31 protein-coding genes are annotated in these 20875 nt (G+C 30.6%); 25 read left to right on the top strand and 6 right to left on the bottom strand.

The genetic code is table 11. From position 1 onward, the window contains the following. Positions 1 to 131 precede the first annotated feature (131 nt). The gene (locus DMR38_RS20995) at positions 132 to 842 is read left to right on the top strand and encodes a 2-phosphosulfolactate phosphatase family protein (protein ID WP_127723614.1); all 711 of its coding nucleotides are present in this window, start codon (positions 132 to 134) and stop codon (positions 840 to 842) included. 38 nt (positions 843 to 880) lie between these two features. Here the strand turns inward: DMR38_RS20995 and DMR38_RS20990 are convergent, their stop codons facing one another. From DMR38_RS20990 to DMR38_RS20960, 6 genes are all read right to left on the bottom strand, one after another. Beyond that, complete coding sequence (locus DMR38_RS20990) at positions 881 to 1279, bottom strand: hypothetical protein (protein ID WP_127723613.1); 399 nt, start codon at positions 1277 to 1279, stop codon at positions 881 to 883. 64 nt (positions 1280 to 1343) lie between these two features. After that, positions 1344 to 1997, bottom strand: a complete 654-nt coding sequence (locus tag DMR38_RS20985; RefSeq protein ID WP_127723611.1) for an HAD family phosphatase — start codon at positions 1995 to 1997, stop codon at positions 1344 to 1346. 167 nt (positions 1998 to 2164) lie between these two features. Next, entirely contained in the window at positions 2165 to 3310 is a 1146-nt protein-coding gene (locus DMR38_RS20980; protein ID WP_127723609.1) for a GGDEF domain-containing protein, read from the bottom strand. 438 nt (positions 3311 to 3748) lie between these two features. Next, the gene (locus DMR38_RS20970) at positions 3749 to 4918 is read right to left on the bottom strand and encodes a tyrosine-type recombinase/integrase (protein ID WP_127723607.1); all 1170 of its coding nucleotides are present in this window, start codon (positions 4916 to 4918) and stop codon (positions 3749 to 3751) included. After that, positions 4911 to 5354 (bottom strand): ImmA/IrrE family metallo-endopeptidase, encoded by a 444-nt coding sequence (locus DMR38_RS20965; RefSeq protein ID WP_127723605.1) that lies wholly within the window; start codon positions 5352 to 5354, stop codon positions 4911 to 4913. Before DMR38_RS20965 ends, DMR38_RS20970 begins: the two co-directional genes overlap by 8 nt. 25 nt (positions 5355 to 5379) lie before the next feature. After that, positions 5380 to 5769 carry a helix-turn-helix transcriptional regulator gene (locus DMR38_RS20960; RefSeq protein ID WP_127723603.1) on the bottom strand — a complete coding sequence of 130 codons (390 nt, stop codon included), beginning with the start codon at positions 5767 to 5769 and terminating at the stop codon, positions 5380 to 5382. Positions 5770 to 5950: 181 nt separating this feature from the next. Here DMR38_RS20960 and DMR38_RS20955 point away from each other — a divergent pair, with 181 nt between their 5' ends. The 24 genes from DMR38_RS20955 (at position 5951) to DMR38_RS20865 (ending at position 20867) form a co-directional block, all read left to right on the top strand. Further along, positions 5951 to 6184, top strand: coding sequence for a helix-turn-helix domain-containing protein (locus tag DMR38_RS20955; RefSeq protein WP_127723601.1), 234 nt, complete (start codon positions 5951 to 5953; stop codon positions 6182 to 6184). A 90-nt stretch (positions 6185 to 6274) separates the two neighbouring features. Further along, complete coding sequence (locus DMR38_RS22085) at positions 6275 to 6445, top strand: hypothetical protein (protein ID WP_175413089.1); 171 nt, start codon at positions 6275 to 6277, stop codon at positions 6443 to 6445. Next, on the top strand, positions 6442 to 6630 hold the full coding sequence (locus tag DMR38_RS20950; RefSeq protein ID WP_127723599.1) for a hypothetical protein: 189 nt from the start codon (positions 6442 to 6444) through the stop codon (positions 6628 to 6630). The genes DMR38_RS22085 and DMR38_RS20950 overlap by 4 nt, the downstream gene beginning before the upstream one ends. Next, on the top strand, positions 6617 to 6769 hold the full coding sequence (locus tag DMR38_RS22080; RefSeq protein ID WP_175413088.1) for a hypothetical protein: 153 nt from the start codon (positions 6617 to 6619) through the stop codon (positions 6767 to 6769). Before DMR38_RS20950 ends, DMR38_RS22080 begins: the two co-directional genes overlap by 14 nt. Positions 6770 to 6771: 2 nt before the next feature. Continuing rightward, positions 6772 to 6972 (top strand): hypothetical protein, encoded by a 201-nt coding sequence (locus DMR38_RS20945; protein ID WP_243124387.1) that lies wholly within the window; start codon positions 6772 to 6774, stop codon positions 6970 to 6972. Positions 6973 to 6988: 16 nt separating this feature from the next. Continuing rightward, positions 6989 to 7252 carry a hypothetical protein gene (locus tag DMR38_RS20940; protein WP_127723597.1) on the top strand — a complete coding sequence of 88 codons (264 nt, stop codon included), beginning with the start codon at positions 6989 to 6991 and terminating at the stop codon, positions 7250 to 7252. Between the two features lie 139 nt (positions 7253 to 7391). Further along, positions 7392 to 7580, top strand: coding sequence for a hypothetical protein (locus DMR38_RS20935; protein WP_127723595.1), 189 nt, complete (start codon positions 7392 to 7394; stop codon positions 7578 to 7580). After that, positions 7577 to 7744 (top strand): hypothetical protein, encoded by a 168-nt coding sequence (locus DMR38_RS22070; protein WP_175413086.1) that lies wholly within the window; start codon positions 7577 to 7579, stop codon positions 7742 to 7744. Before DMR38_RS20935 ends, DMR38_RS22070 begins: the two co-directional genes overlap by 4 nt. 58 nt (positions 7745 to 7802) lie before the next feature. Beyond that, positions 7803 to 8303 carry a helix-turn-helix transcriptional regulator gene (locus DMR38_RS20930; protein WP_127723593.1) on the top strand — a complete coding sequence of 167 codons (501 nt, stop codon included), beginning with the start codon at positions 7803 to 7805 and terminating at the stop codon, positions 8301 to 8303. A gap of 51 nt (positions 8304 to 8354) precedes the next feature. Then, entirely contained in the window at positions 8355 to 8579 is a 225-nt protein-coding gene (locus DMR38_RS20925) for a hypothetical protein (RefSeq protein ID WP_127723591.1), read from the top strand. Positions 8580 to 8594: 15 nt separating this feature from the next. Then, positions 8595 to 10274, top strand: a complete 1680-nt coding sequence (locus tag DMR38_RS20920; protein ID WP_127723589.1) for a DNA repair protein — start codon at positions 8595 to 8597, stop codon at positions 10272 to 10274. Then, on the top strand, positions 10274 to 11218 hold the full coding sequence (gene bet, locus DMR38_RS20915; protein ID WP_127723587.1) for a phage recombination protein Bet: 945 nt from the start codon (positions 10274 to 10276) through the stop codon (positions 11216 to 11218). Before DMR38_RS20920 ends, bet begins: the two co-directional genes overlap by 1 nt. Positions 11219 to 11231: 13 nt before the next feature. Beyond that, positions 11232 to 11852 (top strand): HD domain-containing protein, encoded by a 621-nt coding sequence (locus DMR38_RS20910; protein ID WP_127723585.1) that lies wholly within the window; start codon positions 11232 to 11234, stop codon positions 11850 to 11852. 12 nt (positions 11853 to 11864) lie between these two features. Next, positions 11865 to 12272, top strand: coding sequence for a single-stranded DNA-binding protein (gene ssb, locus DMR38_RS20905; RefSeq protein ID WP_127723583.1), 408 nt, complete (start codon positions 11865 to 11867; stop codon positions 12270 to 12272). Between the two features lie 236 nt (positions 12273 to 12508). Then, on the top strand, positions 12509 to 13099 hold the full coding sequence (locus DMR38_RS20900) for an ERCC4 domain-containing protein (RefSeq protein WP_175413151.1): 591 nt from the start codon (positions 12509 to 12511) through the stop codon (positions 13097 to 13099). Beyond that, positions 13096 to 13236, top strand: a complete 141-nt coding sequence (locus DMR38_RS22065) for a hypothetical protein (RefSeq protein WP_175413085.1) — start codon at positions 13096 to 13098, stop codon at positions 13234 to 13236. The genes DMR38_RS20900 and DMR38_RS22065 overlap by 4 nt, the downstream gene beginning before the upstream one ends. A gap of 37 nt (positions 13237 to 13273) precedes the next feature. Next, positions 13274 to 15859 carry a CHC2 zinc finger domain-containing protein gene (locus DMR38_RS20895; protein ID WP_127723580.1) on the top strand — a complete coding sequence of 862 codons (2586 nt, stop codon included), beginning with the start codon at positions 13274 to 13276 and terminating at the stop codon, positions 15857 to 15859. Between the two features lie 285 nt (positions 15860 to 16144). Next, entirely contained in the window at positions 16145 to 16285 is a 141-nt protein-coding gene (locus DMR38_RS22060) for a hypothetical protein (RefSeq protein WP_175413084.1), read from the top strand. A 17-nt stretch (positions 16286 to 16302) separates the two neighbouring features. Then, entirely contained in the window at positions 16303 to 16725 is a 423-nt protein-coding gene (locus tag DMR38_RS20890; protein ID WP_127723578.1) for an RNA polymerase subunit sigma, read from the top strand. Between the two features lie 144 nt (positions 16726 to 16869). After that, a complete protein-coding gene (locus DMR38_RS20885) occupies positions 16870 to 17274 on the top strand; it encodes a helix-turn-helix domain-containing protein (RefSeq protein ID WP_127723576.1) in 405 nt (134 codons plus the stop codon). Between the two features lie 263 nt (positions 17275 to 17537). After that, positions 17538 to 18323 carry an endonuclease/exonuclease/phosphatase family protein gene (locus DMR38_RS20880; RefSeq protein ID WP_127723574.1) on the top strand — a complete coding sequence of 262 codons (786 nt, stop codon included), beginning with the start codon at positions 17538 to 17540 and terminating at the stop codon, positions 18321 to 18323. A gap of 10 nt (positions 18324 to 18333) precedes the next feature. Further along, positions 18334 to 18831, top strand: a complete 498-nt coding sequence (locus DMR38_RS20875; RefSeq protein WP_127723572.1) for a hypothetical protein — start codon at positions 18334 to 18336, stop codon at positions 18829 to 18831. A gap of 69 nt (positions 18832 to 18900) precedes the next feature. Beyond that, positions 18901 to 19140: a hypothetical protein gene (locus tag DMR38_RS20870; RefSeq protein WP_175413083.1), complete on the top strand. Its 240-nt coding sequence runs from the start codon at positions 18901 to 18903 to the stop codon at positions 19138 to 19140. A gap of 5 nt (positions 19141 to 19145) precedes the next feature. Next, a complete protein-coding gene (locus tag DMR38_RS20865; RefSeq protein ID WP_127723568.1) occupies positions 19146 to 20867 on the top strand; it encodes a hypothetical protein in 1722 nt (573 codons plus the stop codon). Positions 20868 to 20875 lie beyond the last annotated feature (8 nt).

Raw genomic sequence — 20875 nt, 5'->3', positions numbered from 1 at the left:
TCAATTGTCCACTCTCAATTCTCAACTAAAAAAATTGCTTCATAAGTTTTTTATATTAAGTTAAAATTTTATATGTGTAAAAGTTGAGTTGAAAATAATGTGTGGTTACTTTTAGGGGAGGAAATTGAAAATTGAAGATAGATGTAATAATATCAGCAGATGATATAAAAAATGAGAAAATTGAGGATAAGTCTGTAGTGATAGTGGACATGCTTAGGGCAACTTCAGTAATTACTACTGCTATGGACAATGGATGTAAGGCAGTGATACCTGTTCTAACTGTAGAAGAAGCTCTAGAAATAGCAGGGAGAGATAGGGAAAAATATATACTTGGAGGAGAGAGAAATGCATTAAAAATACCAGAATTTGATTGCTCGAATTCGCCACTTGAGTATACTAGAGAAGTTGTAAAAGACAAAATTCTTATAATGACTACAACTAATGGAACTAGAGCAATCAAAAGAAGTACTGCAGCAAAAAATATGTTAATAGGAGCACTTATAAATGGAGCTAAAGTGGCAGATAAACTGGTAAGTTTAAGAAATGATGTAACAATAGTTAATTCTGGAACAAGCGGTCAATTTTCTATGGATGATTTTATATGCAGCGGCTATATAATAAAGTGCATATTGGAAAAGACAGAGGTAGAGCTTACAGATATATCTAAAACTGCATTATATGTTTATGAAAAAAATCCAGATATTGTAGGATTTATACAAAATGCATCTCACTACAAAAGGATACAACAGCTAGATTTGTATGATGATTTAAAGTACTGCTGCAAAAAAGATATAATAAAAGGTGTTCCCGAATATTTAGATGGAGTTATCAAATTATTATAGAAATGTTGAAAAGCCCTAGTTTTAAGTAATGAAGGGCTTTATTCAATTATCCTTATATAATTGGACTTTATCCATCCTTTAGAATTCAGCCTGTTGTCTCCAGGCAAAAAAACTTCATACCAAAGTTGACTTTGAATTTGGGCACTATCTTGAATTTTTAAAGAAGTATTTTCTTTTAAAGTATTAACTATGCTGGAGTTTGAAATAGGTGAAAGATGAAGAGTTCCACTTATAGTAACTACTGCATTTAAAAATTGAGGAGTGACGTATTTAATGTCTATTTTCTTGGGAGTTTGTTTTGATAATTTTGACTTTAAATCATCATTTTCATACTTTAAAGAAAGTATTTGTCTTCTCTGGATTGATACCTTATCGTTAAATTTGTATAGAATAACAGCATTTCCTGCTATAATTAGAAGGAATAGAAAAGCTAGCATTTTAAATCTCCTCATTTAAGTACTTTTATATTAGTATATTCAATAAGGTGCTTAAAAATGAAAACTATATTGCCTCCATTAATTCGTTATAATTAGATATATGCATGTCCGAATAGTTTATTATTTCATTCCATTGGTATTCCGAATATAGGTCATGTACACCTATTACAGTCATACCTGCTGATTTTGCACCTTTAACAGCACACAAAACATCTTCAAAGACTACACAATCCTTTGAATTTAAATTTAACTTTTGGGAAGCACAAATATATATATCAGGGAAAGCCTTACTTTTTGAAACTTCGTCGCCTGTAATTATTGAGTCAAATAAATCATATATTTTATTCTTTTTGAGACATATGTTTGTTATTTCCCTATAATTGCTTGTAGCTAAAGCTATTTTAATACCTTTTTTCTTTAATAAAAGCAAAAACTCTTTAGCTCCTGGTTTAAGTGAGATATTATGGGAATATTCATAAATAGCCATATCATACCATTCTTTTTGAATTTCTTCTATACTATCAGAAATATTAAATTTACTTTTAAAATATTCGGCAGTTTCATAAAAGCTCATATGTTCTATATCATTTTTTAAACTTGGAGGAACAGTTAGCTTTTTTCTTGCCAAATACTTTTCATCAATGTTTTCCCACATCCACATCGAGTCAATAAGAGTGCCATCCATATCAAAAATAGCGCCTTTAATGTTTTTAAGCATTTATATATCACCTCATTTTAAGTATAACATCAAAATGATTTGCATATGAGTATTTTTAGAAACGTTCTAAAAAAATGGACTTTCTGAAATTGCTATCAGAAAGCCTAAAAGTTCTTATGGATACATACTTATATTAAGGTGCCTTTTGATCTAATGGATTACATATGTTAAAATTTGATGGATTTCTTTTGCTTCTTATCAACATACATTAGATGATCTACATGTCTCATGAACTGCTGAACTGTCATGCCAGATTTACGATCAAATATGTCAAAGCCTATACTGAAGTTTATAGAATAAGGAAATTTCTTACGCTTGTTAAACTTTTCAACACTTTCTTTTAATCTTTTTACTGCGTCAATCAAATCATTCATCTTTTCGACTTTTAGAACGATGATAAACTCATCCCCTCCATAGCGACAGATAAGATCCTCATTTCTAAAATTGCTTTTAAGAATTTTTCCGGTCTCTACAAGTGCCGTATCACCTGAGAGGTGTCCCCAAGAGTCGTTTATTTTCTTAAATGAATCCAAATCAATCATGATGATGCCTAGTACGGAACTACTCTTACCGTTTTGGACCCATTCCCTCATGTAATTATTAAATTGTCTGCGGTTGTAAAGCTTGGTTAGATCATCTGTATATGATTGATTATTTTGAATATTAATAAAAATAATCATAATAGAGAAAGCAGTACAAGCCCATATAATGGAGACCCCATAAAATAATGACTGTATGATTCCACCAATAAAAGGTGGTAATGCAAATAACAACAGCGAGATATAAACCTTTTTTTCAACTAATTTTCTGTTACGAAATATGGAAACAATTGAATACACAAGGTAATAATAACAGATCACAGTTATTAAATAAAAGAAAATGCCCCTGTGGTAAACATTATTTTGGTCTATAACGAATGAAAGACCGTAAAAAGCGCTTAACAATGCAAAAACAAAATTGATGAGTAAAGGGATTGCCATTAGTGAGAACAATTTCTTAATGCGTTTTTCATCTCTAAAAATTTGATAATCTGAATATATGCTCCAAAAAAAGCAAGGAAGTGGAGTTATTGCACAATATACTACCGCTATAATGATAGATACGACTCGCAGAGTTATACCTGGTCTACCATTTAAGAGCCACTGCAATGTGTCCAAAACGAGCAGAACTGCATTTAACGTCAATATGATTAGAAACACCTTTTGTTCATATAGATATTTTTGACTTTTGCTGTGAACATCCATGTAAATAAAAAGAAGAATTGCAAATGCAAAAACATTAAGTTCCAAATAGGCAAGGATATTTAATTGCATAAGTTCTCTCCATTTCCTACTGATATAAAAAACTGATTAAGTATATGATAATAAGCAAATCTACAAATGTCAAGTTTAAAAATGAAGCTGTTTATTCATTCTTGCTCATTTCGCTGCGTTTTGCAGGGCCAGTACTTTTGAGAAATGACAACAAAAAAGCGGTTGTGTCTTTATTTAGGGACGTAGCCTCTCTTTACTTCCACTTGAAGAAGTGAGAGTATTAGTGGGTCATGCATTTATATTGTGCAATTGTTTTGGTCGGAGTGACAGGATTTGAACCTGCGACCTCTTGCTCCCGAAGCAAGATGTTTTACAATAATAAAATTTCTTGACATAGGTAAAAACGTTCTGGTTAAAGGAATTATAGGTTATACAATTTTTTTTGAAATATGTGATAAATTATATACTTTTTCAAAAAAGGTGGGTAAAAGGTGGGTGTTATTTTGCTCTTCTAAATGGTATTACTTTCCCTTTATTTTTTATTTTCTCTTTTTTTATTTTATCCATCTCTTCATCAACAGTATTAAAAACATTGTCAATTTGTTCTATATTTTTCTTAGTATTGTCATTTATCATATTACCATAAATATCAAGTGTGGTAGTTGATTCTGAATGTCCTAAAATATTTTGTAAATCTTTTAAAGACAGGTTTCCTCTAGTTAAGTATACAAAGGTATGTCTAAAACAATGAGGAGAAGCCTTTATTCCAGCTTTAATAGAAAAGCGTCTTATAAGTGTGTAATAAGAATCAGGACGAATCATTTTACCGGATTCACTTGGGAATATCAAAGCCTTACCTTTTAAGTTTTCATTATATAAAATTGGATTAAATTCCTTTTTTAACATTTCTTTTTGCTCATTTAAAAACTGAATTGCATTTTCAGAAAGTGGAACATAATGTATTTTACTGCTTTTAGTATCTCCTAACCCTGTGACGCTATTAGATTTATTTATACTTATTCTTTTATTTTGCCAATCAATATCAGACCATTTCAAAGCAAGAAGTTCACCACGTCTTAAACCAGTAACTAAAGCAAATTTTACTGACCATATCCAACGACTATTTTCCATGGCTTTAAATAATTTTTGTAATTCATCCATAGTAAGGGTCTTACGAGGTTTGGCTTGTTTTATAGGTATCTCAATATTTTTAACAGGATTTTCAGCTATTATTTTTTCTTCAAAAGCTTTAGAAAAAGCAATATTCATAATTTTCCTTGCATGTTTCATTGTCCAAGTACTTAAATTTTTTTCATTCATTTTGGCGATAACCGATTGTATATCATATGTTTTTATAGTTGATAGTTTTCTATTACCAAGAACTGTTTTAATATGAGTATTATAGATTATTTTGTATTGGTCATATGTAGCCTTTTTTTTAAGAGGTTTTATATATGTTTCTAGCCATTTTTGAAACCAATCGTCAACTTTATACTTATTTTTTATTATAGGCAGATCTGTTATCTTTTTAATTTTTTCTCTTAGTTCTTTCATTGTTTTAGCCGATATGTACCTTTCTTGGCCATCAATTTTCTGACGCCATTCATACCGTCCATCTTTACGCTGTTTAAAAGTTCCCATTCCATTAGGATTACGCTGTTTACTCATACAAAGACACCCTCCTATATTTATATTTTACAAGTTCTTTGGGAACTCTAAAACAAGAGCTTAATTGGTATATATTCATGTTTTTATAATCACAATCTAATCTATTGGGTAATAATAATTCAGCTGCAAACTTATCTGCTTGAACTTCATATTTAGTTTTAACTTGTAATTTATTTATCATAAAGAATCTAATGGATAGGTCAGGATGCAGAACTGCATGACCGAGTTCATGAGCACATATGTATTTAATTTCATTATTATCCAATCTGCTGTTTAAATGAATAATGTTATATCCATTAGCTGTTCTTTGAAAAAAACCTTTAATTTCATTACCTAAATTACTTTTCATAATTTTTATACTTAAAAAATCACACAACTCAAAAGGATTATCTGTTCTATATGTTTTAATTAATCTAGTTACAATAGTTTTTATCACATAATCATCCCCTCAGATTAATTGGTTAATTATTCCCCTTTTCTTTCTTTTGCATTTGTTCAGCATATTGAATACCAAGCTGAATAGCATTTGCAAGAGCAATTTTAGATTCATCTGATAAAGCTTCTCCATTTAACATTAAACCAGGTTGAGCCATAATTACTTTTATAGCCTCTCTAATATCTGTAATTTTAGACACTTTTTTTTCTTCAGGTTCATCCCATCCCATTAAATAAGAAGGAGATATTTTTAATACTTGAGCCAATTTTTCTATGGTACCAAGTTTTAAATTTTTAATTTCTCCGCTTTCATACCTTTGAACCGTAGCTTTTGAAACTCCTAAATATTCCCCAATTTCTTGAAGTGTTAATCCTAATTCTTCACGTCTGCTTTTAATTTTTTCATTAATCTCCATCTTTTACACCTCATATTATCTTACTATTTTTACATATATTATAACACAAATTACGTAATATGCAACAATAATATGAACTTTTATGTAAAAAGTTTCGTATCATGTATTGACATAAAAATAAGTCCATGCTATTATAAAGATAAAGTTACGTAATACGTTACAAGAAAATAGAGGTGATAAAATGTTTAGATCTAATTTACTAAAGGCACAAATGGCACTTCATGGATATACTATTGCAAAGTTAGCTAGTGAAATTGGCATTACGCCTAAAACATTGTCAGTTAAGTTAAACCATTCTCCTGAGAAATTTACACAAAAGGAAATGGAAGCTATAGTCAATGTCCTTAAAATTAAAAATCCAGCGCAAATTTTTTTTAGTCACGAGTTACGTGATACGCAACAAGAGGTGAGTTAATAATTCTATTTATATGTTTAACCATGTCAAACATATTACATTTCAATAGTGCCGCAATGGCAAATAAAAATAAGGAAGGATGAAAATTAAATGGCAGTACAAGAAAAAAATCTAAAAAAGCTACTCAATGCAATAGGTGATGTAGAAATTACCGAGAAAGAAATGCACACCTTAAAATGGATCTCTGTATGGTCAGTAGAAACCATAGATAACATTTGTAGTGTTATAGAAAAAGTAAAAAAAGAAGGTGATGTTAAATGAATTGGTACAGGCAGCCAGTAAATAGTTCAGAGTTCAAGGCAGGATTAAAAGAGACCAAGCTTTTTAGGTTGTACATGTTGCTTGCAAGTTTAACAAAGGAAGAAAGAGAAGGACAGAAAGTTAGTACAAGAATTGCAGTAGTTAGAAGGGAGATTGAAAGGAGGAAAAAGAGTGGATCTAAGTAAACTATCCGTAAATGATTTAAAAAATGCAATTTGGAATTACAACAATGACATGGTCCCGATCGGTGGATTAGATGTAGAAGAATATCGCACAGAACTTATCTTTAGAGGTGAAGATGGTAAAGGATATGGGGAGGAGTAAGAATGAAATACCTAGATAAAAAAGGCAGTAAGGTATTTGTAAGTACTGGATTAGGCAGTAAATACGGAACTTTTAGGAAAAGTAAAAATGGTGGACTTCACAGAGTAAAATCTCCAGCAATGCCTATGGTAGAGTCAAGAGAAGAGGCTGAAAAAAATTTAAAAACATGGGCTGAAAAGAATGAATTAAAATCAGTCAATTAGAGAGGAGGAAAAAGAGTTGAATGAGAATTGGTACGCCTTAATAATAGCAAGCCAATTTCCGGTTACTGTAGAGCAGGCGTTTCAGATTTTAGATGCTGGAAAGAGAATTACAGGTAGAAAAGAAAAGTATGTAAAGCTAACTAATGAGGATCTTCTGGAAATGGAAAGATTAAGAGTTCAAGGTCTCACATACAGAGCTATTGGTGAAATGTATGGAATGAGTATGAACGCCACATTTCAAAGATTAAAGGCTTTCAGGAAGAAGGTGAAAAAGAATTGAAAAAGTTTGGTCGAGTAACAAAGAAAATGAGAAAGGAAGTGATCCAGCTTAGAAAGCAGGGAGAATCGTACAGGAGCATAAGCCTGAGTACAGGAGTTCCACAAAACCATATAGCCCAAATATTAAAGGAGGCCAGGTCATGTTAAGAAAATTATTTGAGAATGGGGGCCTTGAAGTAAGCGACCGGGAGTTTAAAGAAATTTTAAAAATGACTACAGATGATATAAGAGAAAACCGCATTAAATTTGGTAAGAGGACAAACTTAGATGAAGTATCTCGTATAGTTCTAAGAGCTTATAAGGTAATAAAGAGGGTGATGATAAATTGATTTACTGTAAGGTTGAAAGATGTCCAAGGGGGTTAAAAGAAGCTTTATGTTGTATTTATTGTACAAAGAATAAAAATTGTCCTAATGCTTGTAAGAGCACAAATAGTGCCTGCAATCTTAGTTTTGAAGTAAAAAAAGAACCCTTTGCAGAGGGTCAAAAATAAAAAATTCGATAGTTCAATCTTAATATAGGATTGAAAATAAGTCAATGGAGGTTTGAAAATGAAATTTTATGAAGACGATATTTTAGAAAAAATAGGATACGATTTTTATTGTGATATTGCAATAAATATTGTTAATAGAAGAAAAGAGTTGGGATTAACTCAAGGAGAACTAGCTAAAGAAGCAAGAATAAAATTAAGTAGATTGCGTAAAATTGAGGCTGTCCAATATCGTATAAGACTTGATGAAATTGAGTGTTTGGCCAAAACGTTAGATGTAACTGTTAATAATCTAATTAATTCAGAAATAGAAAGTCAAGCTGGTGACTGTTTGTATCTTGTGTATGTGGAGAATTGCGAAAACTTTCAGCTATACTCAAGAGCTAGTAACAAAAGAATGGCTTTTTTAAAACTTGAGAAAAAGCTAAATGACAAAGGGTTCACATGGTTCAGTACTCCAAGAACTAGAGTTTTTGTTAAATTAGTTGGTGTACCTGTAGTTAAGCGAGAACTGGAAGATAAGTTACCTAGGGTTAAAAAAGACCAAGAAATTGAAAAATAGAAGGTTCAAAGGAGCATATGAGAAAAATAAACCAAATATGGAGGTAATGGAATGTTTAAAAAACTATTTAAGTTTTGGAAATATAGACTTGAGATTAAGTTTAATAAGATTCCTGAACAAAATAAAATTGAGTTTTTAGCTAATAAGCTTGTTAAAGAGCTTAATTTCAAGATAGATCCAAGTTGTCAGCTAATAAGTGTATGGATACATGGGAAAAATGACCTAGATGTTGAAATAGGTAGCCAAATGATTAATTGCAAGTATACAGGTAGATAAGGGGAGGTAGAGAAGATGAAATTAGAAATAAGTAAAATTACGATCAAAGGATTTAAGGGTTATTTAAAAGAAGTAGAGTTTCCACTAGGATATAGAACTGAGATAACTGGAGACAATGGACTTGGAAAATCAAGTATAGGTGATGCAATAGTTTGGTGCATGACAGGTTGTGATATAAGTGGAAATGAAAAGGCTACTACCAAACTTGTAAATGATAAAAAACCTAAATTAACTGAAGTTGTGCTGGAATTTGAATTAGATGGCCAAGCACAAACATTAATAAGAAGAAAGAAAGGGTCTAGTACCGAAATTTATTGGAATGAAGATAAGATAACTAATAATGATTTAACAAAGGATTTATATAAGAATAAAGATATTTTTTTAAGCATATTTAATCCTTATTATTTTCCAGAGTTAGCACCTAAAAATGCAAAGAGTTTATTAAGCAGCATATTAAAACCTATAGATAAGGAAGAGATATTTCAAGAACTTGGAGACTTTTTAAAAGAGAAATTAGTAAAAAATAAATTTAAGGTACCTGAAACATTTTTAAGTGATAAAAGGGCAGAGCTGAAAGAGCAGGAAGAAAATATTATATTTTGTGAAGGTGTTGTTGAAGGATCCAAGCCTATAGAAATTCCAGGAAAGAAAGTATTTGATGATAAGGAATTAAATAGTCTTAAATCAAAAATAGAGACTATAAAAATATTACCTGAAGATCCTAAGATAAAAGATTTTGAAAAAGAAAGACAAAATTTAGAAGTTGAATTATCATTAGGATTCCAAGGAACCCAACAAACAACAGATATATCCATTATGAAAGCTCAAAAAGACTCATTATTAAAACAATATAAAGATATCAAAGTGAAGATAGACAACTTAGGTAAAAATATAGTGAAATGCGGTAAGTGCGGTAATGAAATAGATATTAATGAAACAATAAGAAAAAGTTTAAGTAACAATTTACAAGAAGTACTTCAGGAAGGTAAATCTAAAAAGGCTGAGATAGATAAAATTTCAAGTGAAAATCAAAAAATTACAGAGAAGAACAGTCAAGCATCTGCAAAGTGGAAAAGTTTAATTGGTAAGCAGCTTGAGGTTATAGATAAAAAAATAGAAGAATTAAGAAATAAAACAAATGAAATTAATAAAGAGAATGAAGAAAAGTTGCAAGTAATGAGAAATAGATTGTCAGAACTTAAAGAAGAAGAAACGCAAGTTTTAATTCATAATGCAAATATAGATTCTCTGTTAAAGCAGAATGAAAAGATTGAGTATGAGGTAGAACAATCTAAAAAAGAGATTGAAAATTCTAAACTTAAGATAGCAGAATTAAAAGTTGTTATAGATGCAGGTAAACAATACAACTCTATAAAGTTAAAAAAACAGTCTGAAATGATAGGTAAATATTTAGATAAGGTTAAGCTCCAATTTGAGAAATTAAATAAAGATGGTGAGCTTAAAGATGATTTTAAGATTCTTTATGAAGGTAGAGAATTCAATAAGCTATCTAATGCAGAAAAGATTAAAGCAGGTCTTGAAATGAGTAATTTTATAGCCAATATGCTAGATTTACATTTTCCAGTATTCGTTGATAATGCTGAAAGTATTACACAAATACAAGAATTAAATACACAAATGCTAATAGCTAGAGTTGTTGAAAATAAAAAATTAGAGGTGGAGGTACTTAAATAATGCAAGGATTAAATAATGATGAAGTTCAAGCAATGACCAGGGTTGAATATGAGGTTAATGGCAGCAAGGTAAAATTAACGTCTTCTATAGTGAAGAAATATTTAGTATCAGGAGATCCAACAAAAGTTACAAATGAAGAAGTAGGTGTTTTCCTTCAATTATGTAAGGGCCAAAAATTGAATCCGTTTTTAAGAGAGGCATACCTTGTCAAATATGGTAATAAGCCGGCTACTATGATAGTTGGGAAAGATACATTTACTAAAAGAGAATCAAGGAATCCAGATAGTGAAGGGCACGAAGCAGGAGTAATAGTAATAAATCTTAAGAAAGAAATTGAACAGAGAAGTGGAACATTCTACCTTAAAGGTCAAGAAAAATTGGTCGGTGGATGGGCTAAAGCATACAGGAAAAATAAAAAATTTCCTACTGAAATTACTGTCACACTTGATGAATATATAGGTACCAAATCAGATGGGTCTACTAATTCAAATTGGACCAAAAGGCCAGCTACAATGATAAGAAAAGTAGCTTTAGTACAAGCACTTAGAGAAGCGTATCCAGAAGATTTTGAAGGATTATATGTAGCTGAAGAAATGGATATTAATGATAAGGACCTAGAGACAGAACCAGTAGATCCAGAAAAGGAACTTGAAAAAGAGAACGAAATGCCAGATCCACCAAAGCCAGCTCAAAAAGAACAAAAACAATATATTATGCAGCTTGGAGAACAAAAAGGATTAGTAGAAGGTGAAGGCAGAGAAGCAGATATAAGCAAGCTTGAAACATTTGCTAATGAACATGGGGCAAGCCTTAGAAAGCTAACTTATGATAGTGCAAATGAGTTGTCAAAAGCCCTTGAAGAATATAAGCATGTTATAGATGTTGAACCAGTTGATGAAGCACCAGAGGAAAATACTGAAAATGATGATATAGATCCATTTTAGAGAGGAGTAAAAAATGAAACTGGAAGAAATTAAAAATAAAATAGTTGAATTATTGAATAGTACTGAAAGAAAAGGCATGAGTAGAGTTATTAAATATTTAGAAGACAGTGATTTCTTTGAAGCTCCTGCCTCTACTAGATACCATGGTAATTATAAAGGAGGCTTGGCAGAACATAGCTTGAATGTGTATGAAATATTTAAGAGGGAAAATAAAATATATGATTTTGGATTAAGTGACGATACAGTAAAAATTACTGCGTTGCTTCATGATATATGTAAAACTAACTTTTATACAACTTATGTCAAGAATGTAAATATTGCAGGAGTAGGAGAAAAACCAGTTTGGCGAAAGATGCCAGCTTATGGAGTTAATGACTTATTCCCTTGTGGACATGGTGAAAAGAGCGTTGCTTTATTGCAACGACTTATACCACTTAGCAAAGAAGAAATATTAATGATTAGGTGGCATATGGGTGGTTATGAGCCAAGCCAAAATTACAATAACATAAGTAATGCATGGAATATGTGTAAGGCTGGAGTTGCACTCCATACGGCTGATTTGGAATCCAGTTATATTTTAGAAACGCACTTTGAGCCTGGCGAAAATTCAAAGCAAATGTCATTTAAAGCTTAGAGGTGATTTTAATTGAATAGAGTTATTTTAATAGGAAGATTAACCAAAGATCCTGACTTGCAGTTTTTACCCGGCAATGGGACAGCAGTAACAAAGTTTACATTAGCAGTTGATAGAAGGTTTAAAAAAGAAGGACAGCAGGAAGCTGATTTTGTACCTATAGTGGTTTGGAATAAGCAAGCTGAGAGTGCTGCCAATTATTTAACTAAAGGTAAATTAGCAGGAATTGCAGGGAGAATTCAAACAAGAAATTATGAGGCAAAAGATGGTACTAAAAGATATGTTACTGAAGTTATTGCAGAAGAGGTTCAATTCTTAGAATGGGGAGATAAAGTAAGTAATAATTCAAGTCAAAATAATCAACAAAGTAATAATGCTGATTATGTAGAAGTTGAGGACGACGGGGATATACCATTCTGATAAATGAAATTTCAGTTAATACCCTCAGAAAGAGCTCTTGGCAAAGCTTAGAGAAATAATTCCGAAATTGATACTTATTCCAACAAATGCAACTAATTTTACAAAGTTTTTAAATGAATTGATTATCATAAAACATCCCTCCTTTAGTTGCTTTGCCGAGTCTTCCAAGGTAATGCCCTTTCTCAAGGTATTAACTAATATAATTATAACATATAAAGGCAGGCGATTAGATGCAAATACATTATAAATTTTCAAAGACAGATATTGACAAGTTATTAAAAGAGAACTTCATGGTTTTATATGATACAAGAGAACATGAAAACAAAAATCAACATATTTTAGATTACTTTGATAAGAAAAAAATTAAATATAAAAAGAAAAAAATAGATGAAGGTGATTATACTGCAATAATAACTAAAAGGCCTGAAATGGGAATATACAGAGATTTATATTTTCCTGTAGCAGTTGAAAGAAAAAATTCAGTTGATGAACTTGCCAACAACTTATCTGATAAAACAGATACACATGATGATATAAGACTAGTAAGAGAACTTAGGAGAGCAAAACAAAAAGGTATAAAAATGTTTTTAGTTATAGAAGATGAAAGAGGATTGAAAAATATTAAAACTGGCAATTATAGAAGTTTGTATAAACCAGTATCTTTTATTGCTAGATTAAAAAGTTTACAAGACCAATTTTTAAATGGTACAAGTTTTGTGAATAAAGCTGATTCAGGAGAAGAAATATTTTTAACACTTAAATATGGTGTTAGGAACTTCTTAAAGGAATTGGATGCAGATATAAGCCCGAAAGAGGAAATGTTATGAAGTATAAAGCAAAAGTCAAAGCAGAAGTAACAATGACAGCATTTATAAATGAAGATATTCAAGGAAATCAAGAGATTGAAGATATTGAGGATGTTCAAGATGTAAATGAATTTGAGATAATTCACAAGATTGGCTAATTCGTAGGTATCTTACAATCAGAAAAGAGGTGAGAAGGTGGAACTGCAGGACATAGACTTAAAAGAATTAATAGAAAGAGAAATAGGAAAACATTTTAATAGACAGGGGTACATTAAGTGCCCCTTCCATAATGAAAAAACACCTTCCCTATCTATTAAGTTTTTTCCAGATGCAAACAAATATAAATTTAAATGTTTTGGTTGTGGAGAAGTAGGGGATGCAATAGACTTTATAGAAAAAATTAAAAACATGACATATAACCAAGCCCGGGAGTATTTGGGGCTTACAGTTGAAAAAAGTATTCAAGAGCAGCAGACTGAAAAAGTACAGGGTTTTATAGATTGGCAAATAAAGAAATTTGGCTGGAAAGATAAGCTCATAGGGTTATTTCCATTTACCAATGATAAGGGCGAAATTGAATACTTCAAAGCCAAATTCAAGAACGATAAGGGCGAAAAACGGCTTTCTTACTATCATATTGAGGACAGTAAGGTAATTAATAAGCGTGGATGTGATGAACTTCCATATAACCTATATCAAGCCATACAAGGCATTAAAAATGGAAAAGTAATAATTATATGTGAAGGTGAAAAAGATGTAAATAACCTTAACTCTGTGCTTAAAAGAAGTGGTTATGTTGCTACCAGTGTTAAAAATGTAAAAGATTTGTCTATGTATGAAAATGCATACTTATACATTTGTGGTGACACAGGAGAAGCCGGAGAAAAATATAAGTGGTCCATATATAAAAAACTATTCAGTTCAGCAAAGTCATTCAAATTTATAAACCTCCCGGGTATAAAATCCATGGGAGACAACAAAGATGTCACAGACTGGTTAGAGGTTGGACACGATAAAAAGGATTTGTTAAATGCTTTTAATAGATCCTTAGATTTAAAAAATAAATATGAGTTGCAGCAGGATTCTTTTGGAATTTATAAAACTACTTTTAAGGGCGAGGATGAAAGAAAAATATATTTGACTAATTTCAATATAGTTGATGCCACAGCGATTAAGTATGTAAATGAAGATGTAGAAGGCATAAAGCTGTCCATAAAAACATCTTTTGGTAACATAATTGAGAAAATGGATTATGTAAGCGTATTTGATGATCCAAAGTCATTTAGAAATTTTCTTGGCTCTATGGACCTTATATTTAAGGGCAAAGTTGATGATTTAATGACTTTAAAGGCATGGATAAACAAATACTTTGCTCTTGAAAAATCCAAAGTTTACTCAGGCACCAGATTTGTACTTGAAGATGGTGAGATTAAACTTGTCACAAAAGATGGGATGATTTCAAATAAAGGGGTAGATCCAAATATAAAAAGTGATGGTGGTACAGCTATTAAAATTATAAATATAAAATCTATAGAAAAGAAAGAATTACAGGAGCTTATGAAATACTTATTTGAGTTTGCTCCAAAACGGATAAGTTATTCAGTTGTAGGTACTATAATTAATAATTTTGCAATAGCCCAAGCCATAGAATTAAATATCAGCTTTCATCATTTACTATTAGCAGGTGAAAGTGGTGGTGGAAAAAGTACGGTAATGGAAAATGTTATTGCTGCTATCTTAAACTACCCGAAGGATGATATTAAGTCAATCACACTAACTACGCCATTTGCTATGGAAAAAGCTTTAAGTGAAGGAAATTATTCATTACTCTTTGAAGAATTTAAGCCAAGTAAAATGAACGATTATAAGAAAAATATGATAAGTGAAATTTTGAGAAATTCTTATGACAGACATACAGTTGATAGAGGTAATAGAAATTTAAAAAGTAATACAGTCCTTGCACTCATGAGGCCGCTTATACTTGCGGGTGAGGAAACTTTTGTTAATAATGAAAAAGCGATTAATGAAAGGTCATGTATAGTTTATTTTTCAAAAAGTCAAAGAACAAAAGAGCAAGCCGCTGCCATGGAATGGATTATAAACCACCAAGAAATTTTAAATAAATTAGGGCGCAGCTTAGTAGATATTGTTTTGAATATGTCAGTAGAAGAATACAAAAACATCAGAGAAGCCGAATCCGACAAAATAAAAGGAATTAAAGACAGGCCTCGAAATACAGCAGTCAATATTTGCACTGGAATCGACATACTTAATGTATTGCTTAGTAAACATGATTTGCAGGAAATTGAAAATTATAATAACACAGTTGCTACCAATATAAAGAATGAGATACTTGATGATATGGACGATTCACTTTCAGAGATTGAAAAGATTTTATCATTATATGACCAAATTATAGGTGATGGAAGGATTATTGATGAAAATATAAAAAGGGCAGTCCAACGTAAAGACGGCAATTTATATATAAGGACAAGCGAAATGTATAATCAGATTTTCTCCTATATGAGGGATATTGGAAATAAACAATCACTTATGGAGCTAAAGGATTTTAAGAAGCAAACTAAAATGGCAGGATACTTGTTAAAACCGTCAGAAAGACAAATAAAAGTTGATAAAGTAAATATAAAATTTGATTTATATGATATTAAAAAAATTAAGAAGTTAGGACTTGAGGCAATAGCTCCGCCGGATATTTTCGAGGATGAGTGGGAGAAAGATGAGCAGAAAGTCGTATTTCCAGACAAGTTTAATAAGAAGTAACCAAATTTTAAAATAGATACCTTTTGGTTACCAAAAAGGTTACCTATTCAAGGCATTGGTATTACTAGCTTTATATAATATATATATATATGAGTAACCAAGTAACCTAAATATATATATACACACACGAGGGTGTACATGCTTATATATAAAGTTGACTGCATATATTTTTCAAAAAGGTTACTTCGTTAAAAAAATCGTGTAAAGATAGATATATCAATGGTTAAGGTAGGTAACTAAAAGCTAAAATTTTAGTTACCAAAAAGGTTACCGAGGGGTGATTATGTGGATATTAAAGATTTTTATAGAAAAAAGATAGTAGAAATTGAAAATGCTATCTTAAATGCAGAGAATGAAAAAGACTTTAAGAAAACGGTCAAGCTTCAGGTTGAAAAAGCAAACTATCAAAAGAGACTTAATGAGTAAAAACATTTTGAAAAGAGGTGTTTACTATAAAATATTACAAAGGTGTAGAATCAAATTTATATAATTACAAAGCTATAAAAGCTGAAATTAAGAATATAGATTTAGAATTACAAGAGTTGGAGAGTGAAGGTGGAGGATGTAAAGCTATAAGTTATGAAGAGAAATCAGCACCTACAAATAAATTTAATAGTGCAGTTGAGAATGAGGCATTGAAGCCAGAACAGTTAAGAAAAAGAAAACATAAACTTAAAGTCCAATTAGAAAAGATTGATAATGCATTAGAGACTTTGTCTGATGATGAAATGAATTTAGTAGAACTAAGATATTTTAAGAAACTTCAATTCAAAGTAATAGCACAAATAATTGATAGAAATGAAGTATATTGTGTTTGTTTAAAAAGTAAAATAATAAAGAAATTAATACCTCTTATATATTTATAATAAATATTATATAAAAATATTAGATTTATATAAGATATATATAATACAATCTGTGTTATTATAGTATCATAGAAATTTACAAGAAAGGCACTTAGATTAAGTTCTGAGTGTCTTATTTATGTTAAGTGTAAAGGAGGGATAGAGTTGCTTACTAAAGATCAAGAGAAGATGATTACAATGCTTATAGAAGGTTACAGGATTACTGATATTGCCAAGAAGATTGGAGTAAGCAGAACCTCAATTTATACATGGAAAGATAGTGATGAGGTTAAGGCTGCGCTGAACAGGCGAACGCAGGACATAAAGAATCAAGGCAATGCTTATATATTAAAAGATGTAAACACTTATATTGATGAAGTAAAGAAGATAGCAAAGGAAAGCACAGATCAAAGAGTAAAGTTCTCTGCTAATAAGTATCTAATTGACAGAACACTAGGAGTACCAACGGCTATAGGTGATGATGAAACACAAGATGGCAACGAAAATGTAGATAAGAATGATCTTGAAGAGCAGTTAGATAAGTTCAAAAAGCTAAAAGTTATCAAGTAGGAAATGTATTGAAAGCATTGATATGACTATGATTGAGTGGCTTTTTATAACTTCGCAAAATTAAGGTTTAGCGAAGTTAACTAAAATAGTATACTTTAAGACCATGGATGGAGTTCCTGACCCCGGGTACCTTCTAATTTGATGGAACAAAAATAGCCCGGTGAGCGACGCCGTATTTTCTGTGGTAAATTTTAAAAACCATTAGATAAGATCTGCCATAAGATGATATAATAAATATATCAAACTATTAAGGAAAATAAATTATGAACTATTTATTTTGGAATACTAATAAGAAAAAAATTAATGATATATTAGTAATGATGATAAAAGATTTATCCTGTGATATAGTGGGGTTAGCAGAATATGAGGATGATATTGATAAATTATTAAAAGATTTATCTAATGATGGAATTAATTTATATGAAAAACCTAGTATAGGATGTAGAATTAATGTCTTAACTAAATATTATCCTGAAAAAATTAAACTTGGGATTGAAGAAAATTACTATACTATAAAAAAGATACCTCATGATACATTAAAAGAACATATCGTAACATTTGTTCATTTGCCTAGCAATATGTATAAATCAGATGATTTTGATAAGCTTAGTGAGCTAATAGATATGAGAATTTCAATTGAAAAAAGTGAAAATGATTTTAATAATTTTAATAGCATTATAGTTGGTGATTTTAATATGAATCCTTTTGAAAAACCTATGATAGCTGCTAAAGGTTTTCATTCCATTTTCGATAGGAAAACTGCCCAAAAGAAGAAAAGAAAAATTTTGGGAAAAGAATATTTGATGTTTTATAACCCAATGTGGAATTTATTTGGAGATATTAAAAGACCACCTGGAACATATTACTATAATAATTCAGATCAAGTAAATTACTATTGGAATATGTTTGATCAGGTTATTATTAGACCACAACTAATAAATAATTTAAAGAACTTACAAATAATTACCGACATTAGAGGAAAAAGTCTTTTGAAGAATAATAAACCATCGGTTAGCGATCATTTGCCAATTTTCTTTAATATAATATAGGAGGAGCTTTATGAATAGTTTATGGGGAGAAATGGAACAAGATAATTTTTTAACACCTAATAAAATTTTAGAAGAACAAGGGAATTATTTGCCTAAACTAACTAAAGATTATGTTTATGGATTTGTAGAAAGAAATACAAAAAAAGAAGAAATAATAAATCAAGATGATTATAGAGATATTGATGAAGATGAAGGAGAATTTCATGAAGATTCATGGCGTTTTGTATATGACTTTTATATTAGAGGAAAATTTTTAGAAAATTATAGATATCTTCTTATAGAGGTTTGTCATAGGTTAGCAACATACCCACTTGAGTTAGAAGTTGATCAAAATATGTTTAGTGAAATATCGCCACAATTAGGTAAAATTAACCTAAACTTTGCATTTAGTAAAGATAGAATATTAAAGATAGATAATGAGGATATTTTTTTAAAAGTGTTGAAAGTAATATTGAATTCAAAAAGGGTTAAAAACATAATAGCATCTATAATAAATCTATCAAAATAAAAAACTTTTAATGTTAAGTACATCTGAAATGTTGAGTATAGACAAGACATTTTAAAGATGTACTTTTTTATGTTGAAAATTAAAATAAAGAAGGTGAATAATTTGTTTTTCAATAAACCTGCAAAGGTAGAAATTAAGAAAACTAAAAAAACTATACAAATAAAGTTCAGTGATAAACTGGAAGATCTGCAACATTACATAAAAGCTTGTGATACTCTTGGATTACCATTTACTATTGTTAAAAGAAATGTAGGAGGGAAAGAAAATCCTTGCTACTTTTATTTTTTCTATATAAATTTTGAGGAATGATAACAATGTTTCAAAATGAAGATGAACAAAATAAATTTCTCTTATATAAATACCTCCAGAAAGTAGGATTTGATGAATCAGCAGCCGAAAATATGATTCTGCAGCATAGTTCTAATTTATTTGGCTATCATGGATTAGCCTGGCAACTCGGGAAAATTTCTCTCGAGTTTTTTTGTATGTATTTTCTTCAGGACACATTTTTGCCAAAAGAGAATAACACTGCAGCACCTATAGCACAAGTTCATCATGAGATTTGGCATGACATTGAAGATTCCATAATTGGTAGTGGATCAAGTCAAAGGGGTTGGATACTTCCAAGAGGTACAGGAAAGAGTGCTTTTGGCGATTATGCTCCAACTTGCTGGTGTCATGCATATGGAATAAAAAAATATACCCTTATTTGCTCTGACATAGGCACTACAGCAGAGAAGTTTATTAAAGATATTAAAAATACATTTCTGGAGAATAAATATATTGAGAAAGCATTTGGCAAGTTACTTGATGACAAGGACAAAAGGTATATTTGTAATTCCACACAGCTTGAATTTACTAACAAGACTTTTATTGAAGCTATTTCTTCTAGTTCTCCTATGCGTGGTCGTAAATATGGCAATAACAGGCCCGACCTTATAATTCTTGATGATTACCAGTCCGAGCCTGATGTTAGAACTGAAGATGCTAGGGAAAAGAAATGGAAAAGATTTAGTGATGATGTTAAATATGCAGTACAAAAGGCAGTTAAAAGAGCTGGAAAAGTAGTAAAAAAAGGGACAACGCTCATAGCTCTTGGAACTTTGCAGCATAAAGAATGTTTTTATTCTAGGTTATTAAAGCAGCCAACATGGAAATTTAAGAAAGAAAAGGGTGTTTTGATTGATGATATAGACACGTATTTTAATACTGGTCTGTGGCTTCAATTCAAGAACATCCTTTTTAATTTTAAGGATAAGGATCATCTTGAAAATGCTAAAGAGTTTTACTGGCAGCATGAAAAAGAAATGAAATATCTTTTATTATGGGATGAATTTTGGGATTGCCTTGATATGGCACTTAGTTATTATGAAAATCCAGCAAGTTTTAAGCAAGAGGTTCAAGGCGATGTTGATTCTATAGGGGAAAGATGGTTTAAAACTGTTGCTACAGAAACAAGAAAAGAAATTGAAACACACTCTTTTACAAAAACTATGTTATGTATGGACCCGGCTAGTACAGATAGTGGAAAATCTGATTATAGTGCTTATTTGGTTGGTTCACAGGTGGATAATAACTTAAAGTATGTCCGTAAGGCCGAATTAGCTAGGATAAATGCAAGAACTGACTTTGATAAATATATTAGCCATGCTATTGATCTATTGAAGGAATATCCTGATATTACTCATGTTTATATTGAAAAAAATACCTTTAATGGTGCAGATGCTAACTTACTTGAAAATAAAATCAATGCAGATCATGTTTTAAGTGTTAGAGGTATTACCATAATAAATGAAATGCAGCGAAAAAATAAAGATGATAAGATTTCAACTATCATTCCTTATATGAATAAAGGACAAATTATTTTTGCTGAAGAGGATCAGGAGTTTATTAAACAGATCCTTGAGTTTGCTGGTCAAAAATTTTCACTCCATGATGATGCTCCAGATATTACAGCAGAATTTGCCAACAGAATTGAAAATATAGAAGTCATTCAAAAGGTCCAATTGTTTGACCGCAGGAAATTAGGATTGTAGGAGGTGAG

The sequence above is a fragment of the Clostridium sp. AWRP genome (genome assembly GCF_004006395.2).
Lineage (GTDB): Bacteria > Bacillota > Clostridia > Clostridiales > Clostridiaceae > Clostridium_B.
The sequence above is the reverse complement of the archived record's forward strand: the minus strand, read 5'-3'. Positions and strand labels throughout refer to the sequence as shown.